Annotated in this window: 19 protein-coding genes and 2 pseudogenes; 11 read left to right on the top strand and 10 right to left on the bottom strand. The window is 60.4% G+C overall.

The genetic code is table 11. From position 1 onward, the window contains the following. Nucleotides 1–246: 246 nt before the first annotated feature. From E3T43_RS18485 to E3T43_RS18460, 6 genes are all read right to left on the bottom strand, one after another. The gene (locus tag E3T43_RS18485; protein WP_134473520.1) at nucleotides 247–768 is read right to left on the bottom strand and encodes a hypothetical protein; all 522 of its coding nucleotides are present in this window, start codon (nucleotides 766–768) and stop codon (nucleotides 247–249) included. 91 nt (nucleotides 769–859) lie between these two features. Then, complete coding sequence (locus E3T43_RS18480) at nucleotides 860–1,225, bottom strand: SdpI family protein (protein ID WP_134473519.1); 366 nt, start codon at nucleotides 1,223–1,225, stop codon at nucleotides 860–862. 64 nt (nucleotides 1,226–1,289) lie between these two features. Next, nucleotides 1,290–1,727: a VOC family protein gene (locus E3T43_RS19815; RefSeq protein WP_134473518.1), complete on the bottom strand. Its 438-nt coding sequence runs from the start codon at nucleotides 1,725–1,727 to the stop codon at nucleotides 1,290–1,292. 4 nt (nucleotides 1,728–1,731) lie between these two features. Continuing rightward, nucleotides 1,732–2,223, bottom strand: coding sequence for a GNAT family N-acetyltransferase (locus tag E3T43_RS18470; protein ID WP_134473517.1), 492 nt, complete (start codon nucleotides 2,221–2,223; stop codon nucleotides 1,732–1,734). Between the two features lie 84 nt (nucleotides 2,224–2,307). Further along, nucleotides 2,308–2,700 (bottom strand): VOC family protein, encoded by a 393-nt coding sequence (locus E3T43_RS18465; protein WP_134473516.1) that lies wholly within the window; start codon nucleotides 2,698–2,700, stop codon nucleotides 2,308–2,310. 121 nt (nucleotides 2,701–2,821) lie between these two features. Next, the gene (locus E3T43_RS18460; protein ID WP_134473515.1) at nucleotides 2,822–3,868 is read right to left on the bottom strand and encodes a S66 peptidase family protein; all 1,047 of its coding nucleotides are present in this window, start codon (nucleotides 3,866–3,868) and stop codon (nucleotides 2,822–2,824) included. Between the two features lie 88 nt (nucleotides 3,869–3,956). On the opposite strand from E3T43_RS18460, the gene E3T43_RS18455 reads away from it, so the two are divergent. The 5 genes from E3T43_RS18455 to E3T43_RS18435 all read left to right on the top strand — a co-directional run bounded on the left by E3T43_RS18455 (nucleotide 3,957) and on the right by E3T43_RS18435 (nucleotide 6,886). Continuing rightward, on the top strand, nucleotides 3,957–4,463 hold the full coding sequence (locus tag E3T43_RS18455) for a GNAT family N-acetyltransferase (RefSeq protein WP_134443857.1): 507 nt from the start codon (nucleotides 3,957–3,959) through the stop codon (nucleotides 4,461–4,463). 581 nt (nucleotides 4,464–5,044) lie between these two features. After that, complete coding sequence (locus E3T43_RS18450; protein ID WP_134473514.1) at nucleotides 5,045–5,461, top strand: hypothetical protein; 417 nt, start codon at nucleotides 5,045–5,047, stop codon at nucleotides 5,459–5,461. Nucleotides 5,462–5,648: 187 nt separating this feature from the next. Further along, the gene (locus E3T43_RS18445) at nucleotides 5,649–6,224 is read left to right on the top strand and encodes a recombinase family protein (protein WP_134473528.1); all 576 of its coding nucleotides are present in this window, start codon (nucleotides 5,649–5,651) and stop codon (nucleotides 6,222–6,224) included. Nucleotides 6,225–6,350: 126 nt separating this feature from the next. Further along, on the top strand, nucleotides 6,351–6,626 hold the full coding sequence (locus tag E3T43_RS18440; protein ID WP_134443021.1) for a type II toxin-antitoxin system Phd/YefM family antitoxin: 276 nt from the start codon (nucleotides 6,351–6,353) through the stop codon (nucleotides 6,624–6,626). After that, nucleotides 6,623–6,886, top strand: a complete 264-nt coding sequence (locus tag E3T43_RS18435) for a type II toxin-antitoxin system RelE/ParE family toxin (RefSeq protein WP_134473513.1) — start codon at nucleotides 6,623–6,625, stop codon at nucleotides 6,884–6,886. Before E3T43_RS18440 ends, E3T43_RS18435 begins: the two co-directional genes overlap by 4 nt. Nucleotides 6,887–6,972: 86 nt before the next feature. On the opposite strand, the gene E3T43_RS18430 is transcribed toward E3T43_RS18435, so the two are convergent. Continuing rightward, nucleotides 6,973–7,575, bottom strand: coding sequence for a hypothetical protein (locus E3T43_RS18430; protein WP_134443023.1), 603 nt, complete (start codon nucleotides 7,573–7,575; stop codon nucleotides 6,973–6,975). Nucleotides 7,576–8,217: 642 nt separating this feature from the next. Beyond that, nucleotides 8,218–9,617, bottom strand: a protein-coding gene (locus E3T43_RS18425) for an IS3 family transposase (RefSeq protein ID WP_134473512.1) whose coding sequence is annotated in 2 segments (ribosomal slippage) — nucleotides 8,218–9,296 and nucleotides 9,296–9,617 — 1,401 coding nt in all. Because the reading frame shifts where the segments join, the coding sequence is not laid out codon by codon here. A 497-nt stretch (nucleotides 9,618–10,114) separates the two neighbouring features. Between E3T43_RS18425 and E3T43_RS18420 the strand changes: the two genes are divergently transcribed. Then, nucleotides 10,115–10,453 (top strand): SdpI family protein, encoded by a 339-nt coding sequence (locus E3T43_RS18420; protein ID WP_134443024.1) that lies wholly within the window; start codon nucleotides 10,115–10,117, stop codon nucleotides 10,451–10,453. 256 nt (nucleotides 10,454–10,709) lie between these two features. On the opposite strand, the gene E3T43_RS18925 is transcribed toward E3T43_RS18420, so the two are convergent. Together E3T43_RS18925 and E3T43_RS18415 are read right to left on the bottom strand one after the other, a co-directional pair. Beyond that, the gene (locus E3T43_RS18925; protein WP_166791394.1) at nucleotides 10,710–10,862 is read right to left on the bottom strand and encodes a hypothetical protein; all 153 of its coding nucleotides are present in this window, start codon (nucleotides 10,860–10,862) and stop codon (nucleotides 10,710–10,712) included. A 283-nt stretch (nucleotides 10,863–11,145) separates the two neighbouring features. Further along, a complete protein-coding gene (locus E3T43_RS18415) occupies nucleotides 11,146–11,691 on the bottom strand; it encodes a hypothetical protein (protein WP_241979079.1) in 546 nt (181 codons plus the stop codon). Nucleotides 11,692–12,159: 468 nt separating this feature from the next. Between E3T43_RS18415 and E3T43_RS18410 the strand changes: the two genes are divergently transcribed. From E3T43_RS18410 to istB, 5 genes and pseudogenes are all read left to right on the top strand, one after another. Then, nucleotides 12,160–12,780, top strand: a complete 621-nt coding sequence (locus E3T43_RS18410; protein ID WP_134473510.1) for a hypothetical protein — start codon at nucleotides 12,160–12,162, stop codon at nucleotides 12,778–12,780. Then, nucleotides 12,770–13,138: a hypothetical protein gene (locus E3T43_RS18405; RefSeq protein ID WP_134442905.1), complete on the top strand. Its 369-nt coding sequence runs from the start codon at nucleotides 12,770–12,772 to the stop codon at nucleotides 13,136–13,138. Before E3T43_RS18410 ends, E3T43_RS18405 begins: the two co-directional genes overlap by 11 nt. A gap of 374 nt (nucleotides 13,139–13,512) precedes the next feature. Beyond that, nucleotides 13,513–13,701 (top strand): annotated as a pseudogene (locus tag E3T43_RS18400) (recombinase family protein); the annotation flags it as partial. Between the two features lie 68 nt (nucleotides 13,702–13,769). Then, entirely contained in the window at nucleotides 13,770–15,011 is a 1,242-nt protein-coding gene (locus tag E3T43_RS18395; RefSeq protein ID WP_194088243.1) for a helix-turn-helix domain-containing protein, read from the top strand. After that, a pseudogene (istB, locus tag E3T43_RS18390) lies at nucleotides 15,008–15,631 on the top strand (IS21-like element helper ATPase IstB); the annotation flags it as partial. The gene E3T43_RS18395 and the pseudogene istB, both read left to right, overlap by 4 nt. Between the last annotated feature and the right edge of the window lie 235 nt (nucleotides 15,632–15,866).

Below are 15,866 nucleotides of genomic sequence, written 5' to 3'. Positions count from 1 at the left end.
CCCTGGGGCAACCCAGAACGGCGAACTCAACCGGTCGTCGCAACGAATTGTTGAATTCGCCGCCGGACTGCGGGACAGATCTGGGGCCAAACAGCCCGGCGGCCGCGCCCGCTGATGCCGTGTCACTCGGGGACGTCGAGCGACACAGTTTTTTGGGCCAAAGCACCCGGTGGCTGAGTGCGCCGACGCTGTGTCACACGGGAACCTCTTGCGGGACACACCCCATCTCGAGAAAGCCTGAAGGCTTCAGGCTGAAATCACGAGGATGACCGGGGCAGATTCCTCAGGGCCTCCACAACGCTCGGTACCGCCGACTCGGACCCAATTGAGCGTCACGTCCTCGTCGGCGAGGACAATCCCAGTCGCTGAGAACGCACGGAGTGTCACATTTCTCGGGGACGACATGCTGAGGGCGATCTCCCACGAGTGGTAACTGATCTTGGAAGCAAAATACGGGAGCTCCACTGCACGAGGATCGGACGTGTACGTCGCAAGATCCTCCGGTCCCAGCACCTCGGCCGGAGCCGACTCGTCGGAATGCGACTGGCTTGGAGCAGGGGTGGAACACTCACCATCTACGCACAGCTGCACGAGGCTGACGTCATCCGTTTCGCCGTTGAGCGTCACGGTGAGCGTGTTGGCCCACCCTATCGCCGGGCACGCATTCATCATCGGACCCGAGCATCCCACCAGTACTGCGCTTGCGATGAACGCAGCGCCAAGACCGAATAGACGCTTTCCCGCCGTGGCCAGTCCTGTATTGGCCATGTCGCCCCCGTTCGCTCCGTACCACTGAGGGCAGCGGAGCCATTGGTCGTGGCGCTCGCAGTCTTCATCACCGTCTGTGGTGGAACGCGTTCTAATCCCCGTCGGCTAGGGCGCGTGCAGCACGGCTTCCCACGGCGGCGCCATAAAGCACGAAGACGAGCAGTCCAACGGCCCCAATGAAAATGGATGTGAGCGCGAACGGCAAAGAAAGAGGAAGTACACACGGAAAAGCAAAGACAATCGAGCACCAGCCGGCCCACTGGGTCGGCCGTTTAGCTGCTTGATGTGCGGTGAGCCACGCACTATCGCTCGCCATGGTCACGGGAAGACGAATTCCGGCAACCGGATTGCGTCTAAGTCGTCCGCTGGCTGCAGCCTGCGCCATCCAGAGCACCAGCACGCCAGAGCCCACCGAGACCACGAACAGCACCAACCTGGCTATTGTCTCTTCGCCCATACCTTCACCCTACGGTCTGCGTCATCCGCCGACCAAGCGAGTGCATACCCGTTAGCGGAAGGGCTTACGCGACAGTCCTCCGGCCGATCGACGCTTGGAATCGGATCAGGTATCCATCCGGGTCCTGCACAAGAAACTGAGCCACACCAGCCTCGGTAGCGCCTGTCCTGTACCACTTCGTCTCCGGTTCCATGAAGAGAGGCCAACGAGCATCGCGGAGAGCGCGTTCGAGCGGGTGGATCGACGGGACAGTGATCTGGAAATTGATGCCGCGACCGAATGGGTGCTCCAAAGCCGCCGGTATCCAGTTCCGTCCTGCCCCCCGTTGCTCGAGCATGATGTGCGCCGTACCCCTGCTGATATGGGCAAACCCGTCGTCTGGCCGATCGTACAAGACCTCAAATCCGCAGAAACCGCACCAGAAATCCAAACTCGAAGCCAGCGATTTGACCAGGAGCTCCGGGACGAGGTCTGGACCCGACGTGGTTTCCGCATTTGTCATGGGTTCACCGCAGTTCTTTACGGAACCAGTGGTTTGCGTACGGGTCTTCGTTGTGCGCTTCGCCCTCGATGAAGCCAAGCGACGCATAGAGCATTCGCGCCTCGACGAGGTCGGTTCGCGTGTCTAACCGCAATGCGATGAGCTCTAATGCGCGGGCTTCGTGTTCCAGAGTTTCCATGAGAAGCCGCCCCACGCCGTTACCGCGGGCAGTCGGCTCGACGAAGACTCTGGTCACCTCACCGATCGCTCCGGGGCGAACCCTCATTCCTGCGCAGCCGAGCACGGTGTGCCCCTGGCGGGCGAGCAGAAGGAGCCCGGTTGGAGCGACGAGGTCATCACTGGGGTACCCTGCCTGAGCGGCCAAGACCTCCTGCCGAGACGCGGGACGCCCGTGGTAGCGACCCACAATGTCCTCGTAGTAGCGAAGGGACACGCCCTCGGCGTGAGCGGACGTGGGTAGTGCCGTAGAGATAAGGATCGGCAACGCACGCAACATGCCTTCCACACTAGTTCCCGAGCCACCACGTGACTGTCTCGCACCCCGTTCACGAGTGCTGGCCATAACCCGAACCCTTCTGGGTCAGGATGCGCCCACTACCTCGACCTTGAAGCCGGCCTCGTTCTCGAGGTATGCGGCGTAGTGGTCGGGGCCTCCAGCGTGGGGATAGCGATCCGCGTAGAGGGAACTCCAACCGTGGTCTATCGCTTCGCCAACAATGCGGTCGACGTCGGCCGCGGATCCTCCATGGAGCGCGACGTGGTTGATTCCGGGGAGTCTCCGGTCATGCGCGTCGCCGGAGAGGGCCGGCGGTCGTGTGATCACAAGGTAGGCGTCACCACACCTCCAGGACATCCCGCCGTCCCACTCCTGATCGACCGACCATCCGAGCTTCACGAGGAGCCAGCCCCAGGACCTTCGCGCGCTGTCGAGGTCAGCGACCCAAATCTCAATGTGGTGAACCCCAAATGCCATGTGGCCATCGTTCCATGGCGGAGCCGGTCGTGCCTCAACGGGAACCCACTGCGGGACAACAACATGTTTGGAGTCGCCACCATCAGTTGCGGCTGACGGCTAGAAACGTAGTGCGTTGCCTTCAGCTGTAGTCGGCGCTGACTGTGCGGGCTTTACCGTCGAGGCGGATCGTGTTGCCGTGCGGGACGATCCACTGCGGTCTGGTGTGTCCGAATGGCACTCCGACACAGATAACGGCTTCTGAGTTATATCGAGCGACTTGCTCGATGATGGTGTCGCGCTGAACTGCGCGCAGTCGAGTGCGCTCGATCGCTAACGGGACGGCTGAATTAAGTTCGCTAACGGGTGGCCGGGCGACGAGGACACCGGCGACGGCATTGAGAACTCCTCGCTCGCCCAAGGCACGCACCCAACGCTTCACCGTGTCGGCATTTGGAAGTTCCTCGCTCGTTTCGAGCAAGAGAATCGCCCCGTCCAGGTCGGCGACGTCGGGCATCCGATTGGCGAGAGCGATCTGATCTATGACTTCGATGCATCCGCCCCACGTCGGACCTTCGGCCACCGTGTTTAGTCCCGCCCATGCCCATGGTTCGGTCAGTTCACGAATACCGAATTCCGTCAAGGCGCGGCGATCCGTCCACGAGACGCCGAAGTCTTCGGACTCGCCCGGATCGGTGAGGTCGATAATGCCTCCGTCAAGAAGCGCCGCACGCAGCGAAGCCACATGCACGTCATCGACATGCGGGCCTGGTCCGAGGTGAACTTGTGTTGAGCCACCGTAGTAGCTGGGCACCCCGAGCTTCCAGAGAAGGTTGTGCAGGTTCGTGTTGTCACTGTATCCGAGGAACGGTTTGGGGTTTGAGGCAAGGATGTCGGTATCGATATGTGGGATGACGGTGATCTGATCATCCCCTCCGATCGTTGCAAGAACCGCCCGAATACTCGGATCAGCGAACGCCGCCTCAATATCGGCAGCTCGCGCCTCGGCGCTCGCACCGAGCTGCCGTGTCGTTGGATACTCAACCGGCACAAGCCCAGTAACTTCTGTGAGGCGTCGCATCGCCTGCTCGTGAACGTCCTCGGACACCGCAGGAGCCGCGAACGCCGGGGATAGGATCGCGACTCGATCGCCGACACTGGCTTTGGGGGCGTTCGTGAATGTGCGCATCCAGTCATTGAATCAGAGGATCGGATCACCACGCACGTTCATAACGCCCGCAAAAAGAACGACCTGCGGGCGTGGATAGGCTGGCCCGATGCTATTCCAGACCGAACACCTATCGGTGCGACAGTTTCGCCACGACGACCTCAACGACTTCTCAGACCTCTGCGCGGACCCGAACGTGATGCGATTTGTCGGGGACGGGACCGTCCTCAGCCGCCCCGAAGTATCGCAGTGGATCGAAATCTGCGAGCGAAAGTATGTCGATCGCGGTTACGGCACCTCGGCCGTCTTCGACGCACGATCTGGCGAGTTCGTAGGCTACTGTGGCGTGATTCGAGCGCCGGATCGAGACTTCGATGAACTCACATATGTCTTTCATCAGAAGGCTTGGGGCAACGGTTATGCAACGGAAGTCGGGATCGGCATGCTCGACCACGTGTTTCGCATCTCCTCGCTGGATTCGATCTCGGCGACGATCGAACAGGAGAACGAGGTCTCCAAACGCGTCGCAGCAAAATTGGGGATGATTGAACTGCCATTCGATACCGAAGACGTGAGTTATTGGAAAATAACACGCGAGCAGAACTGCGCTCGATAGCCCTATTTCGTCCCTGACGGGGAGCCCTGTTCACGGTGTCGCTAGACCAACCCTCTGCGGGAATTGGGCGCAGCCAGTGAGCTGATAACCCAGCGGTCCCCACCCACCACTGCGCCGCTACAACCGAAACAGTGTGGCTAAGATCTGCGCTTCCTGTGCGGTCTCTTTTTCTTCGTGATCGGTCCCTCCTCTGAGGAGGTGGCCGCTGACGCATTGGTCTTCGAACTCGGCAATATTACGGTTTGATACGCCGATGAGGAGGCCCCGCCCCCGGATATCGATTTCACGACATCGGCCAGAATTATGGCCACCGTAATGACCACTCCACCTATCGAGCGCAGCACGGTGAAGGTACGTCTGAATGGCGTGCGGCTCCGGATCTCTGTTCGCATTTTGAGGCCCCCTTACGATTTAGCCTATCGAGTCCATGAGAGCTCACCACGTGTCACGGCCACTTCGATGAGACGATGGCCCCAACTTGAGTAAAACCGCAGGTTGCGAGTGCAAGCGCTAGAGTCAGCGGTCCTCACATGTACCCGCAAGCCGAACCCTCTGCGGACGTCCGGCCATAGAGTCGTTGCATGGTGGGCCTGTGGGAAAGAATCGCGCGCGTAGGCGCAACAGCATGGTTTGCGATTGCGGTTCTGCTGACAGTCGTTGGATACTTTGGCGGCGAGGACGCCCTAGGATCTCTCCTCTGGCTGATCCCCCATGCGGTGATCTTGTTCGGCGTGTGGCGCGGCAGCCGAACCGCATGGGCAATATTAGTGAGCGTCAGCGTGGCCCTGGCCGCGACGCTGGCCGTCGTCGGCATCGGAATGCAGTTCGGGTCCGGATTCGTCATGAACATCTATTGGTGGGGACCCACGGCCCACGGCGCAGCGCTGCTGTGTCTCGTCGCTTTTCGAGCAAGCAGACGGCGAGCAGTCACAGTCGAGCCTGAGGCGATCCATGACTCGCCGTCTGAACTTGAACGCACGCAGCACGCCCCCCCTTGAATGCTCGCGTCAGATTCAAGGGCTCGGCCGGGATGGATGGGCTTTCGTGCGGTCGCAGATTCAGTGGGCCTAGTCCGGTTCACGGCCGGTGAGCGCCGTCACCCGATGGTCCTGAAGGGCAGTCCGCAAGCCGGACCCCACTGCGACGGTTATTGACCCGTTCACATCAGAGCGGGATGGTTTCGCCCTGGATGGATTACTAATTGGATACGCACGCGTTTCCACAGAGGAACAAGATCTCACCGCCCAACAAAACGCCCTGGAACGACTGGGCGTTAGATCGTCACTGATCTACACCGATCACGGTCTGACCGGAACGAACCGGGCCCGACCCAGGCTTCGCGAAGCGCTGGCCGCCTGCTGTGCCGGAGACACCCTCGTCGTCGCCAAACTCGACAGACTCGCGCGCTCACTCAGAGATGCGAAAGACATCATTGATGAACTGACGGCCAAAGATGTCAAGCTCAGCATCGGCGGAGCGGTGCATGATCCGAACGACCCGGTCGGGCGCCTCCTCTTCAACGTCCTGGCAATGGTCGCTGAATTCGAGTCGGACCTGATTCGCGCCAGAACGCGGGAAGGAATGCAGGTGGCCAAAGCGAAAGGACGTCTTCGCGGTAAGCAGCCCAAACTGTCGGTGGCGCAACAGAAACACTTGATCGAAGTCCACACCGCCGGCCTTCACTCCAGCGCGGAACTCTTCAACGTCGCGCGGTCGACCGTTTATCGCACTATTCAACGTCAGTTCGAATCGGGCCATTGATCGGGGCCCTCAACCGCTGTCTCGTTGCCGGACTGGCTGGTCCGGCAATGGGAAGCCTGCGCGAGAGGCCATTTGTACATTTGAAGACCTTTTGTACATCTGGGGAGTGGAATGTACGCTTGAAACATGCCAACCACGGTCCCCGTCAGCGTCTCTGATGCACGCGACCAGCTCGCATCGATCATCGACCGGGCTCGCACCGAGCACGAGCCGGTCTTCTTGTCTCGCCGCGGGCGGCGAGTTGCGGCTGTTATCGACGTCGACGATTTGGAGCGTCTCATTGAATTGGCCGAAGACATGGCCGATATTCGTGCCGCTGAGGAATCCCGTGAAGAGATGCGTCGCACGAAAAGCGAACCGACTCCTTGGGAACAGGTGAAAGCAGACCTCGGCCTCGTATGACTTACTCGGTGAAGATCGCACCGGCCGCTGAACGGCAACTGCGAAAGTTCGATCCGCAGGTTCGACGTCGAGTTCAAGCAGCGATCGAACTCTTGGCAGACGATCCGCGGCCACCCAAGGCGATCCAACTCGTTGGAGGCTCTGGCGAATGGCAGGTCCGAACGGGTGACTACCGCATCATTTACGAGATTCACGACGACCTGTTGATCGTGCTCGTCCTCAGCCTTGGACATCGACGCGAGATATACGAATCCCGATAAGTGATCCCGCAACAGTAACCCTGAGCGGGAAGGAAGGTTTCTCGGGTCCGTTGCGGATAGGACTGACTGAGCAGCCGCCGGCGCTATTAGATCATTCCGTGGCGCGCCAAGCAGTCGAGGTACCAGTTGAAGCCGACATCATCTACGTCGCCAGTGACCATGGAATAGTAGTTACGCTCGTTGGTTCCGGCTTCCCGGTAACCCGTCACCGCGACCAAGAATGTGCTGAGGTAATCGGACATTCCATATACTTTGGCCCCGGTCACCTGACCACCTTCGCGTTCAAGAACAATCGACGTGCGCTGCCCCAGCGCGTGCTGAATCGTCAGCAAGTTGTAGGCCAGCCATGACGCATCCGTCAATGCCGTATGAGCCGTTTCGGTACCCGGGCGATGATTCTGCCTCAGGAACAGGCTCCTCCAATAGTCCTCGTAGGCCTCAGGGCCGCAGTCTTTCATCGCTTTCTCTTCTACGCTGTACAGGCGTTGAAGTACATCAGGATGAGTGATTGTGTACAGCTTGTAGATCAGGTCGTCACGGACCTCTTCATCATTGCGGTAGTCCGCACTGGAAATCGCTGCCAACGGGATCTCATAGGCCCGAAATTCCTTTTCCAGCCAACCTTCAACGGCCTCCGTTGTCCACGCTCGCGTATCGGTTTTCTTCCAGCGCTCAAACAGACTCGTCACCGTGTCGCTCCGTCTCATTCCATCGACAGGTCCACGATATCGGGTGGCTCAGCCGGATGTTTAGACCGCCGCGAGAGGATGTGTCGATGCCGCTGGCCCCCATCGTCGTGGACGGGTGCACTGGCGCCGAAACTGTCCGTTTCACCAACCCCTACCGGGAAAGTTGGAGTCAGGCCGATGACCTTGTTGCGGCAAGCCCTACTTCGATGCGATCTCAGACCTGAGTAGAGTCGGTGAGCGGTGTGCTCGAGATCGTTAGTCCCCTGACAACGTCTCCGGTCATGGACACCGAGACGGTTGACTCTCCGTGAGCTTGGTTGTCGTGATTGGCATAAGACAGCACATCGTCTGAAGTACATAGGAATGTGGATGACATGCCGCCGCTATCCTCGACGGTCACACTCCCATTGCCCACGCAGTCGAGGGCGATCCACAGGCCCTCGCCCTTGGCATCGATAGGACCGCCTAGCTGCGTGTTGGAAAGGCTCACCCACGTCCCGAGAGTCGTGCCGGTTGCGGTCGGAGGCGCGATTGACTGCGGAATGGGGGTGGATACCGACGAAGGTTCGGCGGGGGCACTTGTCAGCGTCGACGTACGCGGCGAGAGCGGAATTTGTCAAGGCGAATGAGACCAGTGGGAGTTTAGGCGGCTAGTTCGAGCCCTTCATTTTCGATGGGTCTGGCGGCTGGTTTGTTGATCCATGCCGTCTCGGGAATGGACAGAATCTGTGGTGCGTGGCTGGTGCTGAATCGCTCGGGGAAGCGTGCCCGTGCCGCGTCCAACGTCGCTGCCCGTTCGACGGCCTTCGCCTCGGCGAGACCGTAATGAACGTCGGCTGGCGTGTTGAGGCCGATCCCGGAATGGCGATGCTCGTGGTTGTAACCATCCACGAACGCAGCCATGAACGTCTTCGCGTCGGCGAGGGAGCCGAAGCGTTCGGGGAACATCGGAGCGAATTTCAGGGTCTTGAACCACGCCTCGCTGTAGGGGTTGTCGTTGCTCACGCGCGGCCTTGAATGCGACTTGGTGACCTCCAGGTCAGACAGCAATGCGGCGACGGTCTTGGACGTCATCGACGTGCCGCGGTCAGCGTGCACGACCTGAGGGACGCCGTGAATGCCGAAGATTTCCTTCATCATCTCCACCGCCAGCTCGCCTGATTCCGACGCGTGAACATACGCGCCGACGATATAGCGGGAGTAAATATCGATCATGACGTAAGCATCGAAGTACTTGCCCTTGACCGGGCCGGCGAGTTTCGTAATATCCCAGCTGAGTACCTGGCCTGGGCCCGTGGCGATCAATTCGGGGATCGCCCGTGCCGGGTGGCGTGCCTGGCGGCGGCGGTCCTTGACCTGCTGATTCTCGTTCAACACCCGATACATCGTTGAAATGGAGCACAAGTACGTGCCCGCATCCAGCAGCTGCGCGTAGATCTGGATCGGCGGCAAGTCCACGAACGGCTTCGAATTCACGACGTCAAGAATCTCGCGGCGGTCGTTGTCGCCGATCTTGTTCGCCGGAATCGGAGCCGGCCCGCGCACCGGCATGCGTCGTTTCCGGGTGGCGGTCGCTCGAGGGATGCCGACCAGGTCGGCCGCGACGCGAGTCGAGATCCCTCGGCTGGCCAGTTCGCGGTAGGCGGTCATTACGGCTTCGTGTGCGGTGTTTCGTCCCGCGAGCTCTTCGAAAGACTTTCGAGTAGCTCGTGCATTTTTGACATGATCTCCAACGCCACCCCCGTCGTCTCGAGGCGCTGCTCGGTCGTGCTCAACTGGCGGCGCAACCGAGCGATTTCCGCTTGTTCCGGCGTTAACCGGCCAATCTTCTCGCCGGGCTTCTTCCCCGCAAGTACACCGGCGTCACGCAGCTTTCGCCACTCCGTGATCTGTGAGGAGTACAACCCCTCGGTGCGCAGATACGCGCCGCCCTCGTGGTCCTTGATCGCCGCGTCATACGCGGCCAAATGGGCTAGCTTCTGCACTGGGCTGAACGACCTTCTCGAGGTCGGACCACCAGCTCTCGGTCCGGGACTACTCATATAACTATCGTCGCGCACGGCGATCAAAGACGGGCTGGACATGGTGATGATTCCTGATTCTCGCCCTACGTCAATCGGCGGACTTGCTCTGAGCTACTGGCCTCACCCGATCCTGACACGTAGGGGAGTGGTGGTGAACTTGTGCATGCGCTCAACAGCGGAACCAGAAGAACCGTCACCCCCGTGGCGATAGCCAGTTTGCAGATACTCATCCGTTCCCCCAAACGATCATCCTCGAATTTGATCAAGAATAGCCAGAGTTCACGAATGCCGCCACCGACCACCGCCCGCAAGCGGGACGATCACCGCTGCAGATTCAGGGGTGCTTTCAGCGATCGAAATGAGGGTGCATTTCGACTGAGCTGGGTGCCCGCATGGGAACGGCCTACGGGATGGTATTGCTGGACAGAAGAAGACCACGGTCGGCGATGTCAAAGAGTGGGGCGTGATGTTGGCTGAGATCGCTTCGTTTCTGTCGGCCTCGCTACCCTGAGGTTATGAGCTACACATACGGCACCAATAGTGTCGCCTACATCCTCGCCGCCGCGATGCTCCTTGTCGTTGTCGTGACACAGCTGGCAGCCTCCGGCAGAATTAGTCGGAACGGTTTCATCGGAATCAGAATCCCGCCGACAATGACCAGTGATGCCGCATGGACAGCTGGCCACAAGGCCGCCCGGTTGCCGTCATGGATTGGCTTCGCACTTGTTGCTATCACTGCGGGAGTGGCACAATTCATCCCGGAAGCCAACGCTATCCTCATCGCAATTCTGTTGCTCTTCCTGGCATGGTCAGTCATGGCTGCTTGGCGCGGCGCACGATCGGCGATCAGCTAACTTTTCGAATGAACCTAAAGAGTCGATTCGGAAAGCCATGCAGACGACTTATCGCCACCCGACCGGGGAACGGTCCGAGCGACGTCGGTTAGTTTCCCGCAAGAACCCAAGGAACCTCCAACGGGACCGAATCGCGTGAAGCCAACCCTGTTGACGTCTGCACTGAGACGACCGTAAGCCGAACCCCCACCGGGACGATCTGACATGAAACCGAATGCGAACGTCCCCGCGGCCGTTCCCATCTGACACTCCGCGCCTATGTGGTCATTTGGTATTCGAGAAGCAGGACGATAACGCCCCCGGTGTACTTTTCAAAGAGCGTCGACAAGCGATGCCGACTGTCGCGGTTCACCGTAAGGTGAACGTACCGCTTGATGCCGAGGGCGGCGCTGGTTTGGTCGGGTGTCATCAGGGGGGACGCTGGTATCGAACAGCTTCGAAGCAGACATCTCCTCCGCGTAACCGCGCCGGGAGCGGATGAGCGCCCCAGCACGTCCGCTGCCGTGCGGTCTTTCGGCCCGGCTGAAATCCGAACGCGAGGCCTACCGGAGGGAACTGAGCCAGCTCCAACTCGCGCTGGCCAAGGCGCAGGGTGAGAACTTAGAGCTCAGACGGCGCCTCGCCGGCCACGAGGATTAGGGCTAGAGATATGAGGAGCGGCCCGGCAAGCGGCCGCATTCGGAGGAGTGGAACTAACCACCCGGCCCGGTCGGATCGATCGGCGCACCGTCGCCATCCTCAGGTAGGTCTCCGCGCTCCACCGGTTCGCCCGGAGTCTTGGGAACGTCGGAGAAGAGCAGTTCGAGTTCCGCATCCGATGGCACGTGCACTTTCTTCGCGGCTGTCAGAAGATCCGCTGGCGACGCGTCGTTCATTCCGGATACCCAGATCAGCGCACCGTCTCGCACCGCGACGTACTCGTGGATGCCTCCAGTCGACCGATGCCAGACGCCATCCTCATTGGCACACGTCACCGCTCCGCCGGGCGCATCCCAAAGGGGTGTCGCAGCACACGACGCTTCCGTGAGTTCACCGGAATCGCTACGGATGGTCAGCATCGCACCCGTGCTGCTGTTGAACCAGGTAGCCGACATCCCGTCTGCAGCACCCGGCCCGACCGACTGCGGTGCGAGATCGTAGCCGTCCACCTCAGTCGTGTACACGAGTTCAGGAGCGATACCAGCAGCTCTCGCGAGCTCGGCGATCGAATCCAGGCTCGCCGCATCCGCGCCCGTCATCGATGCGCATCCAGCGAGAGATACGCAGACGGACGCCACAGATGCAGCCACGGCTAATGTCCACGCCCGAGGAAAGCGACCAGTTCGACGCAAGAGCACACCCTCCTTCGGTCACGGCCGTGCTTGGCGACTCTGAATCGCCAGCTCGTACAGTGTGAGTCTACGGTCCGGCCTACCCGGCCGGGGCATGCGCCGACGACGCGCAACAGAAGAGCGCTCACAGGGGGGATACGGGGAGTCTGCACGCCCCATCACGAACCCCCAACGGGACGGTCTGGGTCTAATTCTTCAGAGGGATTCGTGCCAGAACCGTCGAGTGGCGAGTCGGGCGGTCAGAAAGAGAGCAAAGCCCAGGACTCCGAGGATCCCGGATCGCGCAGTTGCGGCAACGAACAGCATTGTTCAGCGATTTGCATTCCGCCTCTGTTCGGGGTGTACCGTGAGGTTTTCGAGTAATGGGGGGACTAAGTGAACATAAACGGGAAACGTCGAATCACGGGACGGACGGGGATCGCTGTTGCTGTTGCTATTATCGCGGGCACACTTGCGTCATTTCCTTTTGGTGCGCAAAGCGCGTCCGCAGAATCCCAAGGAGCGGAAGTCGTTGGTACTGAGACTGACGCCGCGGGACGGACCGTCGTTTTACGTGAAGGAACGTACAACGGCAGTGTCGGGTTCGGTTGGACAAAGATTCAGCAACGGCACAACATCCATAGCAAACACACCATCGGGTTCGTTCTCAAAGCTCCCAATGGCGGAGTGCAGCAGGGCGAAGACCGTCTATACGTCGCTTACGCCCAAGAGATCACGTGCACCGACACCTGCGTTGTGACGGATGAGCGGGAGGTGCGGGTGATTAATAAGGAGGCCATTTACGCCAGCTATTACGGGGTCACCCTGAATGCCGTCGTGGGAATCACTACGGCCTACTGCGTCAATCCCGACGGCGCGCTTTCCTGCCCAGCCTGGGTGGATCGGGCTATTGGCGCGGAAAAGCCGGCTTCGGCGTCTCGAACCTCTGAAACTTCAACAGTGACGACAACTTGGTCGTACGCACCCAAGGGGATCGACGCACAACATGACCGTTGACGTTGAGCTGTTCCTGCACACCATCCGGCAGCAGTTGCAGCAGACACCACGAATAGCTCCGGAGAAAGATTGGGTGGCTGGCGGACAGGCCGCTGACGGTCGTGCGGTCGTTCTCTACACGGCGAAAGACGGAGGTGCGCTGCTAGGAAGAATCTGGAACCTGGACAGCTACGCCGTGCTTTTCGGTACTGAGGACGCAGCGAAACTGGCCCGCGCCGCTTACACGAGCGAGATATTAGAGCCGGAAGGACCCACCGTGTTACGACAGGAGGGCTGGGCAGACGGACTAGTCGAGAAGGCCAACTCGGTGCGGTGGCTCGGGCTGGTGCCAGACAATACCCCTGATTCCACCGTTTAGCTTTCGGAAGACAGCCTTACCTGATAAAAGTTTTTCGAATCCCCGCTAGCGATAAGGCTACGTCGTGGCTAAGCAAATCGGTGAAGCAGCAGGGACGAACTGATAGCCGTCGGGCGGCGACGCATCCAAGCCCGGGGGTCTGTATCGGCAGGCTGAACGCGGTTCGCCCTGCTCAGGCAAATCAGCCTTCCAAGGCCAGTGTCTAGTTGCCGCGGCCGGCACAGATAACCTATTTGCAAATTTTTTAAAGAAGATTCGTCACGACGGCATGGGTCCACAGCTGGGTGGATAAATAGCGGTAAGAAGTGACCGTAAGCGGGACCCCGAGTGCGACGATTATTGACCCGCTCACCGCAAAGCGGAACAGTTTCGCCATGGATGGATTACTAATTGGATACGCACGCGTTTCCACAGAGGAACAGGATCTCACCGCCCAACAAAACGCCCTGGAACGACTGGGCGTTAGATCGTCACTGATCTACACCGATCATGGTCTGACCGGAACGAACCGAGCTCGACCCGGGCTTCGCGAAGCGTTGGCCGCCTGCCGTGCTGGAGATACCTGTTAACGCCGACTGAAAACAGGGCCAGAAACGCCAACTGAAAACAGGGCCACCAACCATTATGGAAGGTGATCAAATTGGATGATTGGGCTGAGATTCGCCACCTGCATTCGACGGGGAAGCATTCGAAACGGGAGATAGCACGGCTGATCGGGGTGTCTCGCGGGACGGTCGATCGGGCGTTGGCCGTCGATCGGTCGCCGACGTATCAACGGGAGCCGACGGGGTCGAGCTTTGACTCGTTCGCCGCCCAGGTGCGGGTGCTGCTCGCGGCGACGCCGACGATGCCGGCTGCGACCGCAGCGGAACGGGTGGGCTGGTCGGGGTCTCCGTCGTTGTTTCGGGCCAAGGTCGCTGAGCTCCGACCGGAGTATGCGGTGCCGGATCCTGCAGACCGACTGGTGCACCCTGCCGGTTTCCAGATCCAGTGCGATCTCTGGTTCCCGCACGAGGACCTGCCGCTGGGACATGACCAGGCTGCTGCGCCACCGGTGCTGGTGATGACGTCAACGTTTTCGGGGTTCATCCAAGCGCGCATGTTGCCGTCGCGGACGACACCGGATCTGCTCGGCGGAATGTGGTCGCTGCTACAGGAGGCCGAAGCTGTTCCTGCGCGGTTGACGTGGGACAACGAGACGGGCATCGGCCGTGGGAAACTCACCGAGCCCGCTGCCGCTTTCGCTGGCACCCTCGGCACTCAGATCAAACTGCTCAAAGCCCGCGACCCCGAGTCCAAGGGCATGGTCGAACGAATGAATCGGTTCTTCCGCAGCCGCTTCATGTCAGGCCGCACTTTCACCTCTCCTGATGATTTCAACGAGCAGCTCGCCGCGTGGTTACCCGTGGCGAACAATCGTCTCTCCCGGTCCCGCCGGGGTCGACCCAACGACCTTGTCAGCAGTGATCGGGCCGCGATGCGCGGGCTGCCGCCGATGGCACCGGAGGTGATGTTTCGCAACAGCGTTCGGCTGCCACGCGATTACTACGTTCGAGCGTTCAGCAACGACTACTCCGTTGACCCGGCCATGATCGGCCGAGTCGTCGACGTGGCGGCGAGCCTTGACCGTGTCACTGTTCACCACGACGGTGTCCTCATCGCGGCGCACCGCCGAAAATGGGCGCGACAACTCACCGTCACCGACCCCGCGCACGTCCTCCGCGCGGCCGAGCTGCGCACCCAGTTCCAAGCCCAACGCGCCCGCCGGCCCCCGAGCACGACCATCGTCGAGATCGCGTCGTTGACTCGCTATGACGAACTCTTCAACGTCGACCTTGAACCGGCGCCGACCGTGCTGGCGGTCGCGTCATGATCGGCCCGGAAGCGACCTCACAGATTGAGTACTACGCCCGTGCCCTCCGAGCACCCCGGATCAGTGAAGCGTTCCGCCGCCTCGGCGACAAGGCCCGCGACGCGGGGTGGTCCCACGAGGAATACCTCGCCGCCGTGCTCTCCAAAGAAGTCTCCGAACGCGAAGCTTCCGGCGCCGGACTGCGAATCAAAGCCGCACGGTTCCCGGGGTTCAAGACCCTCGAGGACTTCAACTTTGAGCACCAGCCCTCCGCCGACCGAAACCTCATCGCGCACCTGGGCACGAGCGTGTTCCTCACCGAAGCGAAGAACGTCGTCCTCCTCGGACCTCCCGGCACCGGGAAAACACACCTCGCCGTCGGCATCGGGATCAAAGCCGCCAAAGCCGGCCACCGGGTCCTCTTCGACACCGCGACAGGCTGGGTAGCCCGCCTGCAAGAAGCCCACTCACGGGGCAAACTTGCCGCCGAACTAACCCGGCTACGCCGTTACAGCCTGCTGATCGTCGACGAAGTCGGCTACATTCCCTTCGACCAGGACGCCGCGAACCTGTTCTTCCAACTGGTGTCCTCGCGCTACGAACACGCGTCGCTGATCATGACCAGCAACCTGCCGTTCGCCAAGCCGCATACGTTCCAGGTGACGTATGCGAGTTGGTACCTAATCTTCATAGGTTGAAGCGAAGACTTCTTCCTCGCGGTCGACAGCATCGAAGACGTAGTGCAGTGCGCCGCCGGCTGTCATGCCGAATGCGGCGTGAGCTGCTGCGGATATCTCGGACAGTGGGCCCTCTTAAAATGGGGCGTTACTGAAAGTAGAGATCAGCATGACCGCATCGCGGAGAAAATTTACCCAG

The sequence above is a fragment of the Cryobacterium sp. Hh7 genome (assembly GCF_004403155.1).
Lineage (GTDB): Bacteria > Actinomycetota > Actinomycetes > Actinomycetales > Microbacteriaceae > Cryobacterium > Cryobacterium levicorallinum.
This window is presented reverse-complemented; position numbering and strand designations above follow the sequence as displayed.

Bases quoted from the DNA above. Each gene is read 5' to 3' on its own strand.
- E3T43_RS18485 (WP_134473520.1), bottom strand. From the start codon at position 768: ATGGCCAATACAGGACTGGCCACGGCGGGAAAGCGTCTATTCGGTCTT.
- E3T43_RS18480 (WP_134473519.1), bottom strand. From the start codon at position 1,225: ATGGGCGAAGAGACAATAGCCAGGTTGGTGCTGTTCGTGGTCTCGGTG.
- E3T43_RS19815 (WP_134473518.1), bottom strand. From the start codon at position 1,727: ATGACAAATGCGGAAACCACGTCGGGTCCAGACCTCGTCCCGGAGCTC.
- E3T43_RS18470 (WP_134473517.1), bottom strand. From the start codon at position 2,223: ATGTTGCGTGCGTTGCCGATCCTTATCTCTACGGCACTACCCACGTCC.
- E3T43_RS18465 (WP_134473516.1), bottom strand. From the start codon at position 2,700: ATGGCATTTGGGGTTCACCACATTGAGATTTGGGTCGCTGACCTCGAC.
- E3T43_RS18460 (WP_134473515.1), bottom strand. From the start codon at position 3,868: ATGCGCACATTCACGAACGCCCCCAAAGCCAGTGTCGGCGATCGAGTC.
- E3T43_RS18455 (WP_134443857.1), top strand. From the start codon at position 3,957: ATGCTATTCCAGACCGAACACCTATCGGTGCGACAGTTTCGCCACGAC.
- E3T43_RS18450 (WP_134473514.1), top strand. From the start codon at position 5,045: ATGGTGGGCCTGTGGGAAAGAATCGCGCGCGTAGGCGCAACAGCATGG.
- E3T43_RS18440 (WP_134443021.1), top strand. From the start codon at position 6,351: ATGCCAACCACGGTCCCCGTCAGCGTCTCTGATGCACGCGACCAGCTC.
- E3T43_RS18435 (WP_134473513.1), top strand. From the start codon at position 6,623: ATGACTTACTCGGTGAAGATCGCACCGGCCGCTGAACGGCAACTGCGA.
- E3T43_RS18420 (WP_134443024.1), top strand. From the start codon at position 10,115: ATGAGCTACACATACGGCACCAATAGTGTCGCCTACATCCTCGCCGCC.
- E3T43_RS18925 (WP_166791394.1), bottom strand. From the start codon at position 10,862: ATGACACCCGACCAAACCAGCGCCGCCCTCGGCATCAAGCGGTACGTT.
- E3T43_RS18415 (WP_241979079.1), bottom strand. From the start codon at position 11,691: ATGACGGGCGCGGATGCGGCGAGCCTGGATTCGATCGCCGAGCTCGCG.
- E3T43_RS18405 (WP_134442905.1), top strand. From the start codon at position 12,770: ATGACCGTTGACGTTGAGCTGTTCCTGCACACCATCCGGCAGCAGTTG.